We start from the raw sequence: 16,495 nt of genomic DNA on the forward strand, positions 1-16,495 counted from the left end.
GCTGTGATCACCGCCGGCAGTCTCGCAGCAGCATGCGCGCGGCGCGTGGGCTGCATGGCGTAGGCGTGATGGCCGCTCCTTGATCCTGCGGTCACAGAGGACGGGGCCGGACCGGGGCGGCGCTACACTCGCCGGGCGAACGGCACCGGACGGGCCGGGCGGGAGGAATCCATGAAAGCGATGGTGATCCACGAGTACGGCGGCCCCGAGGTGCTGCGGGCCGAGGACCTGCCGGTGCCGGTCCCGGCGGACGGCGAGGTGCTGGTGCGCGTGCGGGCGGTGAGCGTCAATCCCGTGGACTACAAGCGGCGCCGCAGCTGGGCGGCGCAGCCGCTGCCGGTGGTGCTGGGCTGGGACGTCTCCGGCGTGGTCGAGGCGCTGGGGCCGGACGTGGCGGACTTCCGGGTGGGCGACGAGGTGTTCGGCATGGTGCGCTTCCCGGCGGAAGGCCGGGCCTACGCGGAGTACGTGAGCGCGCCGGTGTCCGACATCGCCCGCAAGCCGCCCGAGCTGACGCACGCGCAGGCGGCGGCCATGACCCTCGCGGCCCTGACGGCCGAGCAGGCGCTGGAGGCGCTCGCGCTGCGCGCCGGGCAGACCATCCTGATCCACGCGGCGGCGGGCGGGGTGGGGCATTTCGCGGTGCAGCTCGCCCACACTCGGGGCGCGCGGGTGATCGCCACCGCGTCGGCGCGCAACATCGACTTCGTGCGGGGGCTGGGTGCGGACGAGATCGTGGACTACCACGCGCGGCCCTTCGAGGAGCAGGTGTCGGGCGTGGACGCCGTGTTCGACACGGTGGGCGGCGACACGCTGCCGCGCTCGTTCGGGGTGCTGCGGCCGGGCGGCCGGCTGGTGGCGATCGCCGGTCAGCCGGACGAGGCCCTGGCGCGGCAGCATGGCGTCCACGCCGAGCGAATTCTGGTGCACCCATCGCGGCCCCAGCTGGAGTTCCTGGCGGCCGAGGCTGCGGCTGGACGCGTGGTTCCGCACGTCAGCCAGACCTTCCCGCTGGACCGCGTCGCGGACGCCCACCGCGCGCTGGAGACCGGCCGGACCGTCGGGAAGATCGTGCTCGAGCCGGTCCCCTGATTCAGGCCAGACCTACTGCACCCACAGCTCGCCCAGTCCCCGGAACATCGTGCTCGGCCGCCGGGTAAAGCCTTTCAGTTCCATTGCTGGGAACGCCCTCAGCAGTTCTTCAAACGCCACTCGCGCTTCCAGTTTCGCCAGCGGCGCGCCCAGGCAGAAGTGCAGGCCGCGCCCGAACGATAGGTGCCGGTTCGGGGTGCGGGAAATGTCGAAGGTGTCGGCAGCGGTGAACACGGCGGGGTCGCGGTTGGCGGCCCCTATCACGGCGCTGACCTGCTCGCCCTTCTGCACGGTCTGGGTGCCGATCTGGATGTCCTCCAGCGCGGCGCGGAACAGGGCGCGCTGCACCGGCGGGTCGTAGCGCAGCATCTCCTCGATGGCCTGGGGCAGCAGCGCGGGCGTCTCGCGCAGGCGGGAAAGTTCGGCGGGGTGGTCCAGCAGGGCCTTCAGGCCGTTGCCGATCAGGTTCACGGTCGTCTCGTGCCCGGCGATGACCAGCAGGATGCAGTTCGAGATCAGCTCGCCGGGCCGCAGCTGGCCCAGTTCGTCCTCGGCGTGCAGCAGCGACGAGATCAGGTCGTCCTGCGGCTGGGCGCGGCGCGTCTCGATCAGGCCCGCGAAGTACTCGCCCAGCGCCATGATGCCTGCCTCAGCGCGCTGGGCCGATTCGGGCGTGGCGGTGGCGAAGTCGCTGCCGTCGATGAAATCCCCGGACCAGCCCCGGAACAGGTCGCGGTCCTCCGGGGGCACGCCCAGCAGTTCCGCGATCACGATGACCGGGAGCGGCATGGCGTAGCCGCGCATCACCTCAAAGCCCTCGCCCGGCGTGACGCGGCCCAGCAGCCCGCGGGCGATGTCCCGGATGTGCGCTTCCTGGCGCTCGATCACGCGGGGCGTGAAGGCGTGGGCGACCAGGGTCCGCATGCGGGTGTGGTCCGGCGGGTCGCGGTCGAGCATGTTGCCAGGCATCACCTGCTCGCCCACGTCGCGGACCCGGGTCACGTCCTTGGTCAGCCGGGTGTCCTTGAGGGCCTGTTCCACGTCGGCGTAGCGGGTGAACATCCACATGCCGCCGGTGCCCTGCGGGTGCGGCTGCCAGAACGCGCCGCCCTGGGCGCGCAGGTCGGCGTAGGTGGGGTACGGGTCGGCCAGGATGTCGGGAGCGAACAGGCCAGCGGAGCGGGGTGCCGTCATGAGTCCTCCTGTCGGAATCAGTGTAGGGGCGGAGTGCGGCGCCTCACGCCATGCCCGCCCTACTGTTGCATACTGCAACCATGAGTTTTCCTGAGGCGGCTCCGCTTCCTGCCGCCACCGATCTGCACGCGCAGCCGCTGCGCTTCCTCACCGCGTACTGGGGCGTGTGGCAGGGCCTGTCCGGGCGGGCGAACGACCGGCTGGGCGCGCACGGCCTCGACCTGCGCTCGTTCATTGCCCTGAGCTACGTGCAGGGCCAGCCGACCTCGCCGGGCGAACTCGCGCGCGTGCTGGACGTGCCGAAGTACGAGGTGACGCGCATCCTCGACCGGCTCACGGCCCTGGGGGCCATCACGCGCGACAGCGACCCCGCCAACGCCCGCTCGCGCCGCCTGGACGTCACGCCGTCCGGACGGGCGCTGTGGCACGCGGCCGTGCAGACCGTGACCGCCGTGGTCGGCCCGGCCCTGGCGACCCTCGGCCCACGCGTAGACCCCCTGACCGCCGATCTGGAACACCTCGCCGCCCTGACGGAGGACACCCCATGACGAACGCCACCCCCGACGGTTCTGTGCCCAGCGGCCGCTGCCCCTTCCCGCACGACGCCACCTCTCTGACACGCAAGCCCGACCTGGGCACCCCTGCGGGCGCGCCGGTGCAGCGCGATGAGCACGGCATCTACCGCGTGCACGATTTCCACACGGCCCGCGAGGTGCTGCGCTCCGAGGGCGTGGTGCAGGCAGGCTTCGGCGCGGACATGGTCACGCAGCTCAGCGCTCTGAAGCACCGGCCGGTGCTGTACGCCGAGGGGGACGCGCACCACGAGATGCGCCGCGACACCGCCCGCTACTTCACGCCCACGGCGGTCGCCACGTACCACCCGTTCATCGCGGGCCTCGCGGACCGGCTGGTGGGCGACCTGCTCCGCCGGGGCGAGGCGGATCTGGACGACCTGAGCCTGACCATGGCGGTGCAGGTCGCCGCGCAGGTCGTCGGCCTGACAGACAGCGTGCTGCCCGGCCTGCAACGCCGCGTGATGGCCTTCGTCGAGGGCGAGGGCGACAGCGAGCCCGGCACCGTGAATGTTCCCACCGTGGCCAGCCGGCTGCACCAGATGATGGACGTGCCGCTGTTCTACACGCTCGACGTCAAACCCGCCATCCAGGCGCGGCGCCGCCAGCGCCGGGACGACCTGATCAGCCACCTGCTCGACAAGGACTACAGCGACCTGGAAATCCTGACCGAGTGCCTCACCTACGGCACCGCCGGGATGGTCACCACCCGCGAGTTCATCTCGGTGGCCGCGTGGCACCTGCTGCGCTGGCCCGAGCTGCGCGCTGACTACGTGCACGGCACCGAGCAGGAGCGCCACGCCATCCTGCACGAGATCCTGCGCCTGGAACCGGTCGTGAACACCCTGTACCGCCGCGCGCAGGCGGATCTGGAGGTCGGCGGGCAGCACGTCCCGGCGGGCAGCGTGCTCGCGCTGACCGTGCCGAACACGAACGCCGACCCGGCCGTGGCGGGAGAGGACGCCGCGCAGCTGTGCCCGGCCCGTCCGCTGCCGCGCGGCGTGCAGGCTCCGGTGCTGTCCTTCGGGGACGGGCACCACCGCTGCCCCGGCGCGTTCCTGGCGATCCGCGAGAGCGACGTGCTGCTGCGAAGGCTGCTGGTGTGGAACGACCTGCGGATCGTGCGCGAACCCACCGTGACGTACAACGAGGTCATCAAGGGCTACGAACTGCGCGGTTTCCGCATCGCGCTGGGGTAGGACCACGGGCAGGGGCGGCCACGCTGATGTTGTGGCCGCCCCTGCCCATGCATTTCAGCGGGTGCCGAAATCCTGCACCCAGTAGTGACCGTAGCTGCCGCCCGCCGCGTAACCCACGCCGAGTTCCTTCAGGGCGGGGTTCATGATGTTCGCGCAGTGGCCGGCGCTCTGGAGCCACCCGGCCACCACCGCTTCCGGGGTGGGCTGCCCCGCGGCGATGTTCTCCGCCACGCGCGTCCAGCTGTACCCGGCGGCGGTGACACGCTGCGAGAAGGTGCGGCCGTCCTGGCTGGTGTGGCTGAAGTAATTCTTCGCGGCCATGTCTGCGGCGTGGGCCTGCGCCGCTTTCTCCAGCGCGGCGTTGTAGGTCACGGGCGTGGTCGCGGCGTAAGTGGTGCTGCCACACGTCCGGGCCTGCGTGCGGGCGGCGTTCGTGAGGTCGAGCACGCGCTGCGCGAAGGTGCCGCTCGGCGTGGCCGGCGTGGCGCCGGCCACGGCCTGCACCACGATGGGAAAGTCGATGAACGACGCGGGGCTGCCCGTCAGCGCGGCGCGCACGGTGGCGCTGCCGGCCGCCTTCGCGGTCACGAGGCCACCCTGGGTCACGCTGGCGACGCCCGCGTTGGTGCTGCTCCACGTCAGCTGGCCGGGTTGCGCGGGCTGTCCGGCGACCGTCACGGTGAACTGCCGGGTCTGCCCGGCGCTCAGGGTGGTCGTGCTGGCGGTGGCCTGTCCAGTCACGGCGGCGAGGTCAGCGGCGCGGCCGGAGGTCGCGGTCTGACCGCACGCGGCGAGGACGAGGGCCACGGTGGCGACGAGGGCGGGAAGGGTGGACTTCGGCATCTGGGTCCAGTAGAGCGGACCCGCATGTGACGGACCCGAGGCCGCCGGGCTCATGCCTCATGTTCGGGAAGTGCCGGTGCGAGCGCCCTCTGAGGGACGTGCGTGAACTATTCTGCTTCATGCTTCTATCATGTTTCACATGTTCGGCAGGATCACAGGTAGGCCAGCGCCCAGTCCTCCGCGCCGTGGGCCTGACCCGCGCGCAGCAGCGCCATCCCGTCCGGCGGGACGTCGTGCCGGTGGGGGAGAGTGCCGAGTTGCGCCGTGAAGTCCTCCAGCGTGGCCTTCGCCGGGGCCGCGCGGGTGCCGGTCACGGTGCCGCCCTGCACGTCGTATACCGCGCCGTACACGTGCCCCTTACGGGCATCCAGCGACACGCCCTGTGGGCCGTCGCCGCTCACCAGGGCCTCCAGCGTGGACACGCCCACCACGCGCGCGCCCCACACCGCTGCCAGGCCCAGTGCGTAGCTGGCGCCCACCCGCACGCCCGTGTACGAGCCCGGCCCGGTGCCGATCACGATGGTCTGGGCGTGGAACGGCAGCCCGGCCTGCGCGAACAGCGCGCGGGCCGCGCCCGGCAGCTCCTCGGCGTGGGCGCGGCCGACCTCGCGGACGGCGGTCACGTGTCCGGTCTCCCACGACACGGCCAGCGTCAGGAACGGCGTCGCCGTGTCGAGGGCCAGGGTGACGTGTGGGGGAGCGTCGCCGGTCATCTCGGCGCAGTGTAGGCGGCACCTGCGCGGTTGTCACCTGTACAGGAACGTGACCGGTTCCTGACCGCGACCGGCCCGGTGATATCCTGGGAAGCAACATGACGACCATTGCCAAGGGCCTGGAAGGCGTGCTCTTCACCGAGAGCAAACTGACGTTCATCAACGGCTCAGAGGGCATCCTGACGCACCTGGGTATTCCCATCCAGGAGTGGGCCGAGAACAGCACCTTCGAGGAACTGTCCCTGGCGCTGCTGGACGGCAAGCTGCCCACCGCCGCCGAACTCGCGGCCTTTGACGCGCACCTCAAGGCCAACCGCATGATTCCCGAGAAACTCGCTGAGGAGATCGCGAGCTTCCCCAGGAACGTGCACCCCATGCAGGCGCTGCGCACCGCCGTGTCGTACCTGGGCCTGTTCGACCCCCAGGCCGAGGACACCGGCGAGGACGCCCGCCGCGCCATCAGCATCCGCATGATCGCTCAGTTCGCCACGATCATCGCCGCCATCGCCCGCGCCCGCGAGGGCCAGCCGGTCATCGCGCCCAGGAGCGACCTCACGCACGCCGGGAACTTCCTGTACATGCTGACCGGCAAGGAGCCCACCACCGAGCAGGCGCGCCTGTTCGACATCGCGCTGGTCCTGCACGCGGATCACGGCATGAACGCCAGCACCTTCACGGCCATCGCCACCAGCAGCACCCTCAGCGACGTGTACTCGTGCATCGTGTCGGCCATCGGGGCGCTCAAGGGGCCGCTGCACGGCGGCGCCAACGAGGCCGTGATGGACATGCTCGACGAGGTCGGCACGCCGGACCAGGCCGAGGCCTACATCACCAAGAAGCTCGACAACAAGGAAAAGATCATGGGCGTGGGGCACCGCGTCTACAAGTACTTCGACCCCCGCTCGCGCGTGCTGCGCGACTACGCCGAGCACGTGGCCAGCAAGGAAGGCAAGAGCACGTACTACCAGATTCTCGAGACTATCGAGAAGACGGTCGTGGACCGCATCGGCTCCAAGGGCATCTACCCGAACGTGGACTTCTACTCCGGCACGGTGTACTCGGACCTGGGCATCAAGAAGGAGTACTTCACGCCAATCTTCGCGCTGGCCCGCATCTCGGGCTGGTGCGCCAGCGTGATCGAGTACTCCCGCGACAACCGCCTGCTGCGCCCCGACGCGCAGTACACCGGCGCGACCGACCAGCACTACGTGCAACTGCAAGACCGGCAGTAAGGCACACCAAAAGGAGGGCAGGGAGCTGAAGATCCGGCTCCCTGCCCTCCACCCTTGGCCCCTGCCCGCTACGCGCTCATGCCCTTGCTGCCGTGCAGGGTGCGCTCGACCGCTTCCGTGATCTCCACCTCGAAGCGGGTGAGGTGCTCGCGCAGGCGGTCGAGTTCGGCGGCGCTGAGTTCCGGCAGCCACAGCACCGAGCGGCCCAGCACCGCGAAGGTGGTGGGCGCCTCGTCGTCTTCGTCCTCGTCGTCGTTCTCGACCGGGTCGAGGTTCAGGGCGCCGTAGTCCAGGCCCTGGTTGAGCAGGTTCATGCCCATCAGGATGTCCGGCAGGCTGTCCTCCTCGACGTACAGGTCGAGGTCGAGGTGCAGCCGGACGATCACGCCGCCCTGGTGGTCGCGCTCCGCGAAGAGCGCCACCCGCGTTCCGCCGTGCTGGATCAGCGCGCCGTCCTCGACGGGTTCGACGGTCAAACCGCTGTTCTGCAGCGCTGCCACGATGCGCTGCAACTCTGTCTGCGAGGCCGTCATGCCGGGGAGTATAGAGCGCTGCTGCCGGGGAAATTGCGGGCAAAGGCGGAGGCTGGGTCGCCCCGACCCCGCGCGTCAGGCGTGGTAGGTCCACACCTCGCTGGCGTCGTCCCACGTGCGGTACAGCTGCCCCAGCAGCCGCAGGTGCTCGGCGTGCGCCAGCGTCTCGGCCAGCGCGAACCGCCGCCCGCTGGTGTTCAGGTCGCGTGGGAACATCGCCAGCGACAGGGCGTACGCGCTGCGCGGCTCGCGTCCCGCCTCGGCCTTGATGAAGTCCAGCCGCTCGTGGTGGTGGTCGCGCAGCTCGCGGGCGCGGGCCTGCACGCCCTCCATGACCGGGCCGTGGTGGCCCACGACCGCCCGGCGCGGGTTCAGGGCCTCAAGCTTGCCCAGCGTCTGGAGGTAGTCACCTAGGGGATCGGGCCGCGTGTACGCGTACAGGCCCACGTTCGGGCTGATGCGCGGCAGGATGGCGTCCCCGGCGATCAGCACGCTGCTCTCCTCGTTCCACAGGCCCAGGTGCCCGTCGGCGTGGCCGGGCAGCCACAGCACCTCCCACGCGCGATCCGCAAGTTGCACGTGCTGGCCCTCGCGCAGCGGCTGCACGCGGGTCGCGGGATGCACCCGGTCGCGGCCGCGGCGGTTGTCGGCGCCCATCTCCGCCAGCGACCCCTTCGGCAGGCCGTGGTCGCGCATGTGCTTGAGGTGGCCCGGCAGCCACTCCTCCCACAGGTGCCAGTACCGTTCGCCGCGCCCGATCTCGACGTCCAGCATGTGCACGGCCGCGCCGCTGCGTTCCTCGACCACGCCCGCCAGACCGTAGTGGTCCGGGTGGTGGTGCGTGATGATCGCGCGGTCCACGTCGCTCCAGTGCAGGCCCAGCGCGCCCAGGCCGTCCTCGATGGCCGCCCTGGCCTCCGGCGTGTCGAGCGCGGTGTCGATCATGGTGACCGGACCGTGCGCGGGCGCGTCGATCAGCACCGTCACGGTCTTCATCGGGTACGGAATCGGCACCTGCAGGGCGTGCAGCGAGCCCAGCACGGGGGTCGGGGGCAGGGCGTCGGTCATGCCCGGAGGCTAGCACCCACCCCCGGAGCAGGTCAGGCGTCCAGAATCACCGGCTCGACCCGCGCGGCGCCGGCCTCCACGTGCAGCCACGCGCACGCGACTGGCAAGCGGAAGCGCCGGGGGCCGACTGAGCCGGGATTCACGAAGAGCGCGCCGCCCCGCTGCTCCACGCGCGGCGCGTGCGTGTGCCCGCTCACCACCACGTGCACGCCGGCGTCCGGCGGGCGCAGGTCGAGGTCGTTCAGGTCGTGCAGCACATACACCCACACGCCCGCCACGTCCAGCAGCAGCGTCGCGGGCAGGTCACTCAGCGGGGGTGTCCGGTCGACGTTGCCGCGCACGGCGTGCACCGGGGCCGTCGTGGCCGCCTGCAATCCGGTCAGCACCTCGGGCCGGCCCACGTCGCCCGCGTGCAGCACCGTGTCCGCGCCGGGCAGCAGCGCCAGCACCTCCGGACGCAGCAGGCCGTGCGTGTCGGAGAGGACCAGCACGCGCTGCGCGGTGGCTGGTGTGCTCAGGGCGTCACGCAGCCGTAGACCCCGGCGCTGAGCGTGCAGCGGATCGTGGTGACCTGCGACGCCCGCACGCGCACCAACAGGTTCTGCGGCCGGAGGGCCGGGTCGAGCGGCAGGACGTTCACGCCCACGGTGCCCGGCCGCAGCGACACGCGCAGCGCTCGCCCGTCGCCCGGCACCTGCCCGGCCACCCTGCCCCCGACCAGCACCTGTGCCGGGACGTCCGAGGACACGCTCAGGGTGCCCATCAGCGGCGCGAGCACCGCCCGCACCTCTGTTACGCCGTTCTCGGTGACCGTCACGCGCTGCGAGTGGCCGCTCAGTCCAGGCGCTGACACGCTGACGGTTACGCTGGCCACGGGCACGTCCGGAATCTCGACCGGCGCGTATCCCGCGGGGTGCCCGTCCACCCGCACCTCGGCGCCCGGTTCGGACGCCGTGACGCGCAGTGTGCCGAAGCGCCCGACCGTGTACGTGGTCGTGGCGACGGTGTACGCCCCCGCGGGAAGGCCCTGCGCCGCCGCCTGCACCGCCCGCGCCGCGTCGTCGAGCGAGCGGGCGCCCTGCGCGGCCGAGACGTCCAGGGGCTGCACGCTCGCCACGGTGTAGACCTGCGTGAAGCCGCTGGCCGCCGGCAGCGCCACGGGCACGTCGGTGCCGGCGGGCACGGCGCCCACCGTGACCACCTGCACCGGCTGACCCGACGTGAGGACCAGCGACGACACGAAGGCCGGCGTGTCGGTGGTGACCAGCAGCGCGCCCGGCCCCGGCGGGCGGTACAGTGTCTCGCCCGTGACCGTCGTGATGGCCGGTGCCGACAGCCGCGCCCCGACCTGCAGCTGCGCGCCCGGCTGCGCCCGCAGCGGCGCGGGCACGCACGCCACCAGCGCGGCGCCCAGCACCCCCACTGCGCCCCACTTCCACCCCGTCGTCTTCATGCGTTCAGACTAGGCCCCGGCGCAGCCTCAGCGGCTCAAGCAAGCTGACGGCGCATTTACTCATCGCTGTGCACATAACGGCAACCGCCCGGCTTCAGCCGGGCGGTCACGCGCTCATGCGGACGCGAAGGTCAGGGCAGGCGCTTCATGATGGCCTGGAGGCTGGCGCTGTCGGCCCAGGCCATGCCCTTGTCCACATACATGCGTGCCGTCTCGGTGTCGCCGCGCTGCAGGGCCAGGTACGCGAGCTTGGCGGCGCTCAGGGACGCCCACTGCTTCTCGGTGTCGTTCAGGTCCGTGAGCTTGCTCCACGCGTTGTACGCGTTGATCCACCACTGGGTCTTGGTGTACAGCTGCGCCAGGTACGCGTTGTAGTCGCGGTTGCCCTGCTCCATCGCCGCGGCGTAGTACGCGTGGTCCACCGAGGCCTTCCACAGCGTGCGGTCGTAGAAGGGCACGGGGTACGCCACGTCGGCCTGCACGGCGAACTCCTGCGCCTTGGCGTAGTTGTCGCTGGCGCTCATGGTGGCGGGCATGCTCATGTCGGCCGGAGCGGCCATGTCGGTGGCCGGGGCGGTGTCCTGCGTGGTGGTATCGGTGGTCTGGGTGGTGTCCGTGGTCGTAGAGGTGTCCTGCGCGGCGGCGAGGCCTGCCAGCGCGAACGCGGTCAGCATGAGAATCTTCTTCATAACAGTTCGCATCTTAGGCCGTACCCTGGCAAGCGTCCATCTCAGCCGCCCCACCCCTGCCCTAGCGTAAAGGGACTGTAAAGGAGTGCACTTTCACATGAGGATTCCCCGCCGACCTCTCCTGCTCCTGCTGCTGACGGCTGCCGTCGCGCCCGGAGTGGCCGCCCAGACCGCCGTTCCCGTGGCGACGCCCGCCCCCGCCTTCATCGCCCCGAAAATCGACGTCTTCAAGGAACTGCGCGTCATCTCCGGCATCAGCGTCGCGCCGGGCGGCGATCTGGTGTTCGTCGGCTCGGACGCCAAGATCCACCGCACCGACGCCAGCGGCAGCGAGAAATGGGCCTACCCGGTCGGTGACCTGGGCCGCGCGTACCCGGTCATCACGCCGCAGGGAGGCGTGATCGCCGCGTCGTACGACGACACCGTGTACGCCCTCGATGCCGCCGGCAAACTCCAGTGGAAGCTCAAGCTGGACGGCGACGTGTTCGCCACGCCCGCCCTGCGCCCCGACGGCAGCGTGATCGTCGCCACCGCCGGCGGCACCGTGCACGCCATCGGCGCGGACGGCAAGACCCTGTGGACGTACAAGGTCGGCGCGCCGGTCTTCAGTTCGCCCGCCATCGCTCTGGACGGCACCATCTATTTCGGCGCGCAGAACAACCGCCTGTACGCCCTGAATCCGGACGGCAGCGCGAAGTGGGCGTACCGCGCCGGCTCACTGGTCTTCAGTTCGCCCGCGCTGGACGCCGACGGCAACATCTACTTCGGGTCCAGCGACCGCCGCATCCACTCGGTGGCGCCGGACGGCAAGCCGCGCTGGACCGTGCTGACCGGCCTGTTCGTGAATGCCAGCCCCATCGTGACCAGCGGCGGCCTGATCGTGGTCGGCAGTTACGACGGCAAGCTGTACGCCCTGAACGCGGCCGGCGAGACGGTGTGGACGTACACGGCCGGGCAGCCCATCGCGGCGTCCGCGGTGGAACTCGAGGGCGGCACCGTGATCGTGCCGGACCTGGGCGGCACCCTGCAAGCCCTCAGCCGCAGCGGGCAGCTCCTGTGGACCATTCCCACCGGCAAGAAGATCGATGTGGCCCTCAGCGTGAGCGACCAGGGCAGCCTGTACTTCGTCACGCAGGGCGGCGCGCTGAACATCATCACCAAGCAGCGCCCGCTGGCCGTGGGCCCGTGGACGACCTTCCACGCCCGCAGCGACGCGTGGGGCCGCGCCCTGAGCGCGCAGGACACCCAGGCGCTCACACAGGCCCGCAGGGCCGCCGCGACCGCCCCGCTGGCGCAGCTCAAGCCCGCGACGCCGGCCGCGATCACGCCGGCCGCCACGGCCCCCAGGCCCGGCACGCCCACCGCGACCACGCCCACGGCGCCCAAGCCGGCCACCCCGGCCACGGGCACGTCCACCACGCCGGCCCCCACGGCGACCCAGAAGCCCGGCGCCACCACCCAACCCGGCGTCACCACGGCGCCCACCGCGACCACACCGCCCGCCAAGCCGCCGGTGGCGACGCAGCCGGCCACACCGCCCGCGCCCGTGCTTACGCCCGCCCAGCTGGCCGCGCGGGCCGCGACGCAGGCGCGCGTGCAGGACCAGCAGGTGTTCCTGCCGCTGGCCGACGCCGCCGGCGCCCTGCGCCTGCCGGTGCGGGCGGTCACGGTGCGGACGGCCACGCTGGACGTCGCGGGCCAGCGTGTGCCGGTGAACCTGCGCTCGATCGGCGGTCAGCCGTACGTGTCGCTGGCGGAACTCGCCAGCCTGCCCGACGTGGCCGCCGCGCTTGTCGCGGCCCCGGCTCCCGCCGTCACCCTGACGCGGGCGGGGCAGGCCACCACCTTCGCGCTGAATGTGCCTGCCCTGGTGCCGCTCACGCACGGCAAGGAATACACGGACGTGCTGCCCCGCTAGCCCGCGGTAACGGCCCGCTCACCCGAAGACGGCCACGGATGCATGTCGCGTCCGTGGCCGGTTCGTGGTGGGAGACCTCAGTTGAAGCTGACCAGACCCTCGAGCTTCTTGATGTTCATGGCGCTGATGCCCTTGATCTTCGTGGTCAGGCTGGCCATGTTCTTGAACGGCCGGTCCTTGACGATCTCGGCGGCGATCTTCTTGCCCACGCCGGGCAGGGTCTCGAGCTGGCGCGCTGTGGCCCGGTTGATGTGCACGCGCTGCATGGTGTGCGCGGCCTTCGGCATGGCGGTGTGGGTGGTCTTGGCAAAGGCGGTGGCGGGCGCAAGCAGCAATGCGGCGGCGGTCAGAGCGATCAGGTGGTGTTTCATTTGAACCTCCGCCGATATATAAATATATTCGCCTAATAGTTAAATGAAACGGAAAGATAGCTAGAAAATGAAACCTGTTGGCTGGCACCTGAGCCAGGGATCAGGCCGGGTCCAAAGCTCGTGCCCCACCCCTCAGCGGTCGATCTCAATGGCGCTCAGGGCCGGATAATCCGCGCTGGCACTCAGCGTCAGGGTCAGGACGCCGCCCGTGACCGACACGCCCGGCAGCGTCCTGACCAGGGCCTGGTCCTGCCCGCCGCTCTCCTGGTAGATGTCGAGGTCATGGATCACGACCTGCCCCTGGGCCGACACGTCGAAGACGCGCTCGCCGGCGTGTGTGGACGCCTGGTCCACGAAGTACAGCTTGACGCCGTACGTGCCGTCATCAATGGGAATGCTGTAAGTCAGGCGGCGCTGCGCCTGCGGGACGGCGCCGACATTGCCGCGGTACGTGCGGTACAGGCCGGGGTCCGTGGTGTTGCCGACCGGCCCGGAATACGGCGTGGCGGGCTCGTCCACCGCCTGGGCGGGCGTGAAGTACACGTTCGTGTCGCCGGTGGGCGGGGCCACACGGTCCGGCAGCCACACCCGGCCGTCACTGCCCACGTAGGGCGCGCCCCCGTGGCCCATCTTCAGCAGGATCGGTGCGGGCTTCAGGTTCGTCATGACGTACAACTCGTCCTGGTAGTCGTCGTTCACGCCCTGGTAGTCGACCGCCATCATGTAGGCGTCCGGGATGCGCGCGCCGCTCGCGTCGGTCAGGGGCCAGAAGCGCAGGTGCTGCCCGCACAGGTCGGTGTTGTCCGGGGCATTGGCATACGTGGTGTAGGCCTCGCAGCCGTGGGGGTCGTCCCCGCCCGTCTGGCCGCGCTGGCGGTTGAGGGTCGCGTCGCTGAACTCGGCGTTGCCGCTGCCGGGATCGCCCGTGACGTTGAACCCGAAGGGCCCGCCGGGCGTGAACGTGTTCGACGGGCCGGGCGTGGCCGATCCCTGTCCCAGCGGGAAGAGGGTCTGGGCGCTGTCCGCCGCCGAGCGCTCGATGAGCGGGTGGAGGGTGCCGGGCGCCCCTTTGGCGTAGTACGCGAGCGTGGCGTGCTCGGTCTGGCCGGACCACGCGCCGATCTGCCGGACGGTGACGGGCCGGGTGGGATCGGCCGCCTCCCAGTATGCCGACAGCATCTCGTCTCCCTGCGCGACCACCGCGCCCCAGCGGTTGTACGGCTGCAGACTGCCGTCCGAGGGATCGGCGTCGTTCGTGGGCGGCGCGTCGCCCGGGCTGCTGAGCGCCACGTTCACGCTGAGCGCCTGCCGGATCAGCTCCAGGCTCGGCTCGTCGTATGCGTTGCTTGCGCTGGAGCGCTCCGACGTGGCCTGCCACAGCCCGGCGAGCTGCACGCTCAGGGTGGGATGGCCGGGATCGTTGGTCGTGACCGAGAAGGTGCCGGTGTATAGCCGCGGCGGCAGTGTGGGCGCCTGATCCCCGACGAACGTGAGTGGAAGGTCCACGCTGCCCCCCGGCGCGACCTGCAGCGGAAAGGCGACGCCTGGATCGAGCGTCCACGCCGGGTCGATCTGGGGCGAGCTCAGCGTGGCCGGCCCCGCGCCGATGTTGTGGATGCGGACGGTGGCGTGGTCGTGCACGGTGCACGGGGCCGCGACCAGCTGGCCGCCCACGATGCACTGGCCGCCGCTGTTGTCGTGAATGCGGCTGAATGCCAGCCGGGTCACGCCGCCGCCGGAGACCGGAAAGGCATCCAGGTTCTCGGTGCTCAGGACCGGTGAGGTGGCCGGTGCTGATGTCCCTGGAGGGGTCGGCGCGGTCGGCGGCGTCGTGCACGCGGCCAGCAGCGCGGTCAGCAGCAGTCCGGCGGCGCGGCCGGGTGGGCGCAGCGCCACCCATCTACGGTGCACGGTGCTGGTCCACGTGGCTGGACGGCTCGCCAGCGGGCCGGGCCGCGGGAGCCGTGTCCGGCGGGCCGTCGTCCTCATCCCTGGCACCCGCCCTGAATGCCCGGATGGCCGCGCCCGCGCTCCTGCCCAGGTGCGGCAGCCGGCGGGGACCGAACACGATCAGAAGGACCACGAACACGAGCAGCAGGTGAGCGGGTTGCAGGAGTCCGGTCATGCGTGCCTCCAGCGCGGCCCATGCCCCGGCCGCGTCTGTCCCATGCTGCCGGGGTCGCCTAACGCCACGCTGAAGTGGGGCCGGTGCTCATGCTCCGGTAAGGACTGTGCCGCTGGACGGTCATCCCAGCGGCATTAGGGAACGGCGGACCAGGGGTGCCGTCCACGAGGGCAGCCGGCACCGTTGGCTGGCGTCACTTGAAGTTGGCGTTGTAGTCGGCAATGGCGGCGTCGGCCCGCGTCTTGGCTTCCTTCAGGGCGTCGTTCACCGGCGTGCCGCTCAGCACGCGCTGCACGGCCTCCTCCACGATCTTGCGGGTGGCTGGACCGGCGCCGTTGAGTGCGCCGGCCGTGGCGGGGCTCGGAATGGTGTTCGTCTGCTGGTTGAACGCCACGAGTTGCAGCGGCGCCTTCGCCAGCCAGCCCTCCGCCCGGAGCCGCGCGATGGAGCTCTGGCGCACGGGGTAGTACCCGGTCAGCTTGTGCCACTCGGCCATGTTCTTGGTGTTCGTCATGAACAGCGCGAAGTCTAGGGCCGCCTCCGCTTTCTCCTTGCTGATGTTCTTGGCGATCCACAACGAGGCGCCGCCCAGCACCACGCCGTTGCGTTTGCTGCCGGTGGGAATGGGCAGCACGCCCACCCCCAGGTCAAACCCCGCCTTCTTCGCCGCGTCGCTGTTGTTGCCGATCTTCGAGGTGGACGTGACGTGGTACACGACCTTCTGGTTGTTGAAGATCGCGTCGCTGCCGTCGAAGTCCTCCAGCTTGCCGGTGTAGCTGTAGTACCCGTTGTCCTGGAGGGTCTTGAAGAAGGCAAAGATGGTCCGCGCGGCGGGCGTGTCGAGGTTGGTGGCGGTCGCGCGGCCGCTGCGCCCGTTGTCGTTGTTCAGGAAGGGCTGGCCCTGCTCGGCCATCCAGTTCTCGATGAACCAGCCGTTCAGGCTCATGCCGAAGCACTTCACGCCCAGTTTCGCCGCCTCGATCTTCTTGCAGTCGGCCAGCAGCCCGCCGAAAGTGGTGGGCGGCCGTTTAGGGTCCAGGCCCGCCTGCTTCATCAGGGTCTTGTTGTAGTACAGCACGGGGCTGGAGGAGTTGAACGGCAGGGAATTGACCTTCCCGCCGATGGTGTAGAAGTTGATGACCGGCTTGATGTAATCGCTGAAATCGACAGTCTTGATGCCGCTGACCGGCTGGAAGACGCCGCTGTCCAATGCGAGCTGGCTGCCACCCTCGAAGATCTGCGTCAGTGCGGGCGGCGTGTTCTGCCGGGCCGACAGGATGGTCGCCGTGATGAGATCGTTGTCGCTTCCCTTGAACGTGGGCATTACCTGAATACCAGGGTGGGCCTTGTTGTATTCACTCGCACGGTCCTGAATCCAGCCGCCCCGTTTTGCATCACCGAAGGTATGCCAGAACTCAATAGTCGTCTGTGCGGCCGCAACCTGCATTGAGCAGGCCGAAAGCGTGATAAAGAATCCGAGCTTTTTCATATCA

Annotated in this window: 17 protein-coding genes; 5 read left to right on the top strand and 12 right to left on the bottom strand. The window is 70.4% G+C overall.

Going from position 1 to position 16,495, the window contains the following annotated elements; genetic code table 11:
• The first annotated feature begins 171 nt into the window (after window positions 1-171).
• Window positions 172-1,092, top strand: a complete 921-nt coding sequence (locus tag HNQ07_RS14965) for an NADP-dependent oxidoreductase (protein WP_184113179.1) — start codon at window positions 172-174, stop codon at window positions 1,090-1,092.
• Between the two features lie 12 nt (window positions 1,093-1,104).
• Here HNQ07_RS14965 and HNQ07_RS14970 read toward each other — a convergent pair whose 3' ends face one another.
• Window positions 1,105-2,286, bottom strand: coding sequence for a cytochrome P450 (locus HNQ07_RS14970; RefSeq protein ID WP_184113181.1), 1,182 nt, complete (start codon window positions 2,284-2,286; stop codon window positions 1,105-1,107).
• A gap of 80 nt (window positions 2,287-2,366) precedes the next feature.
• On the opposite strand from HNQ07_RS14970, the gene HNQ07_RS14975 reads away from it, so the two are divergent.
• Window positions 2,367-2,834, top strand: coding sequence for a MarR family winged helix-turn-helix transcriptional regulator (locus HNQ07_RS14975; protein ID WP_184113183.1), 468 nt, complete (start codon window positions 2,367-2,369; stop codon window positions 2,832-2,834).
• Window positions 2,831-4,057, top strand: coding sequence for a cytochrome P450 (locus HNQ07_RS14980; protein ID WP_184113185.1), 1,227 nt, complete (start codon window positions 2,831-2,833; stop codon window positions 4,055-4,057). Before HNQ07_RS14975 ends, HNQ07_RS14980 begins: the two co-directional genes overlap by 4 nt.
• 54 nt (window positions 4,058-4,111) lie before the next feature.
• On the opposite strand, the gene HNQ07_RS14985 is transcribed toward HNQ07_RS14980, so the two are convergent.
• Entirely contained in the window at window positions 4,112-4,900 is a 789-nt protein-coding gene (locus HNQ07_RS14985) for a CAP domain-containing protein (RefSeq protein ID WP_184113187.1), read from the bottom strand.
• Window positions 4,901-5,052: 152 nt separating this feature from the next.
• Complete coding sequence (tsaB, locus tag HNQ07_RS14990; RefSeq protein WP_184113189.1) at window positions 5,053-5,613, bottom strand: tRNA (adenosine(37)-N6)-threonylcarbamoyltransferase complex dimerization subunit type 1 TsaB; 561 nt, start codon at window positions 5,611-5,613, stop codon at window positions 5,053-5,055.
• 98 nt (window positions 5,614-5,711) lie between these two features.
• Between tsaB and HNQ07_RS14995 the strand changes: the two genes are divergently transcribed.
• Window positions 5,712-6,845: a citrate/2-methylcitrate synthase gene (locus HNQ07_RS14995; RefSeq protein WP_184113191.1), complete on the top strand. Its 1,134-nt coding sequence runs from the start codon at window positions 5,712-5,714 to the stop codon at window positions 6,843-6,845.
• Between the two features lie 68 nt (window positions 6,846-6,913).
• Here the strand turns inward: HNQ07_RS14995 and HNQ07_RS15000 are convergent, their stop codons facing one another.
• From HNQ07_RS15000 to HNQ07_RS15020, 5 genes are all read right to left on the bottom strand, one after another.
• Window positions 6,914-7,378 (bottom strand): hypothetical protein, encoded by a 465-nt coding sequence (locus HNQ07_RS15000; protein WP_184113193.1) that lies wholly within the window; start codon window positions 7,376-7,378, stop codon window positions 6,914-6,916.
• A gap of 75 nt (window positions 7,379-7,453) precedes the next feature.
• Window positions 7,454-8,446 carry an MBL fold metallo-hydrolase gene (locus HNQ07_RS15005; RefSeq protein WP_184113196.1) on the bottom strand — a complete coding sequence of 331 codons (993 nt, stop codon included), beginning with the start codon at window positions 8,444-8,446 and terminating at the stop codon, window positions 7,454-7,456.
• A 32-nt stretch (window positions 8,447-8,478) separates the two neighbouring features.
• Window positions 8,479-8,937 (bottom strand): metallophosphoesterase family protein, encoded by a 459-nt coding sequence (locus tag HNQ07_RS15010; protein ID WP_229832036.1) that lies wholly within the window; start codon window positions 8,935-8,937, stop codon window positions 8,479-8,481.
• 23 nt (window positions 8,938-8,960) lie between these two features.
• Window positions 8,961-9,899, bottom strand: coding sequence for a PEGA domain-containing protein (locus HNQ07_RS15015; RefSeq protein ID WP_184113198.1), 939 nt, complete (start codon window positions 9,897-9,899; stop codon window positions 8,961-8,963).
• 131 nt (window positions 9,900-10,030) lie between these two features.
• A complete protein-coding gene (locus HNQ07_RS15020) occupies window positions 10,031-10,588 on the bottom strand; it encodes a hypothetical protein (protein ID WP_229832038.1) in 558 nt (185 codons plus the stop codon).
• A gap of 97 nt (window positions 10,589-10,685) precedes the next feature.
• On the opposite strand from HNQ07_RS15020, the gene HNQ07_RS15025 reads away from it, so the two are divergent.
• Window positions 10,686-12,506, top strand: coding sequence for an outer membrane protein assembly factor BamB family protein (locus HNQ07_RS15025; RefSeq protein WP_184113202.1), 1,821 nt, complete (start codon window positions 10,686-10,688; stop codon window positions 12,504-12,506).
• Between the two features lie 77 nt (window positions 12,507-12,583).
• Here the strand turns inward: HNQ07_RS15025 and HNQ07_RS15030 are convergent, their stop codons facing one another.
• From HNQ07_RS15030 to HNQ07_RS15045, 4 genes are all read right to left on the bottom strand, one after another.
• Complete coding sequence (locus HNQ07_RS15030) at window positions 12,584-12,877, bottom strand: ComEA family DNA-binding protein (RefSeq protein WP_184113204.1); 294 nt, start codon at window positions 12,875-12,877, stop codon at window positions 12,584-12,586.
• Window positions 12,878-13,009: 132 nt separating this feature from the next.
• The gene (locus HNQ07_RS24395; RefSeq protein ID WP_184113206.1) at window positions 13,010-14,788 is read right to left on the bottom strand and encodes a malectin domain-containing carbohydrate-binding protein; all 1,779 of its coding nucleotides are present in this window, start codon (window positions 14,786-14,788) and stop codon (window positions 13,010-13,012) included.
• The gene (locus HNQ07_RS15040) at window positions 14,778-15,002 is read right to left on the bottom strand and encodes a Sec-independent protein translocase subunit TatA/TatB (RefSeq protein ID WP_184113208.1); all 225 of its coding nucleotides are present in this window, start codon (window positions 15,000-15,002) and stop codon (window positions 14,778-14,780) included. The genes HNQ07_RS24395 and HNQ07_RS15040 overlap by 11 nt, the downstream gene beginning before the upstream one ends.
• A 193-nt stretch (window positions 15,003-15,195) precedes the next feature.
• Window positions 15,196-16,491 carry an ABC transporter substrate-binding protein gene (locus HNQ07_RS15045; RefSeq protein ID WP_184113210.1) on the bottom strand — a complete coding sequence of 432 codons (1,296 nt, stop codon included), beginning with the start codon at window positions 16,489-16,491 and terminating at the stop codon, window positions 15,196-15,198.
• Window positions 16,492-16,495 lie beyond the last annotated feature (4 nt).

This window comes from Deinococcus metalli (assembly GCF_014201805.1).
Taxonomy (GTDB): domain Bacteria; phylum Deinococcota; class Deinococci; order Deinococcales; family Deinococcaceae; genus Deinococcus; species Deinococcus metalli.

Coding starts and splice junctions, on each gene's coding strand:
- HNQ07_RS15005 (WP_184113196.1), bottom strand. CDS start 8,446: ATGACCGACGCCCTGCCCCCGACCCCCGTGCTGGGCTCGCTGCACGCC.
- HNQ07_RS15015 (WP_184113198.1), bottom strand. CDS start 9,899: ATGAAGACGACGGGGTGGAAGTGGGGCGCAGTGGGGGTGCTGGGCGCC.
- HNQ07_RS15030 (WP_184113204.1), bottom strand. CDS start 12,877: ATGAAACACCACCTGATCGCTCTGACCGCCGCCGCATTGCTGCTTGCG.
- HNQ07_RS15000 (WP_184113193.1), bottom strand. CDS start 7,378: ATGACGGCCTCGCAGACAGAGTTGCAGCGCATCGTGGCAGCGCTGCAG.
- HNQ07_RS14970 (WP_184113181.1), bottom strand. CDS start 2,286: ATGACGGCACCCCGCTCCGCTGGCCTGTTCGCTCCCGACATCCTGGCC.
- HNQ07_RS15020 (WP_229832038.1), bottom strand. CDS start 10,588: ATGAAGAAGATTCTCATGCTGACCGCGTTCGCGCTGGCAGGCCTCGCC.
- HNQ07_RS14975 (WP_184113183.1), top strand. CDS start 2,367: ATGAGTTTTCCTGAGGCGGCTCCGCTTCCTGCCGCCACCGATCTGCAC.
- HNQ07_RS15045 (WP_184113210.1), bottom strand. CDS start 16,491: ATGAAAAAGCTCGGATTCTTTATCACGCTTTCGGCCTGCTCAATGCAG.
- HNQ07_RS15040 (WP_184113208.1), bottom strand. CDS start 15,002: ATGACCGGACTCCTGCAACCCGCTCACCTGCTGCTCGTGTTCGTGGTC.
- HNQ07_RS14985 (WP_184113187.1), bottom strand. CDS start 4,900: ATGCCGAAGTCCACCCTTCCCGCCCTCGTCGCCACCGTGGCCCTCGTC.
- tsaB (WP_184113189.1), bottom strand. CDS start 5,613: ATGACCGGCGACGCTCCCCCACACGTCACCCTGGCCCTCGACACGGCG.
- HNQ07_RS14995 (WP_184113191.1), top strand. CDS start 5,712: ATGACGACCATTGCCAAGGGCCTGGAAGGCGTGCTCTTCACCGAGAGC.
- HNQ07_RS15025 (WP_184113202.1), top strand. CDS start 10,686: ATGAGGATTCCCCGCCGACCTCTCCTGCTCCTGCTGCTGACGGCTGCC.
- HNQ07_RS14965 (WP_184113179.1), top strand. CDS start 172: ATGAAAGCGATGGTGATCCACGAGTACGGCGGCCCCGAGGTGCTGCGG.
- HNQ07_RS14980 (WP_184113185.1), top strand. CDS start 2,831: ATGACGAACGCCACCCCCGACGGTTCTGTGCCCAGCGGCCGCTGCCCC.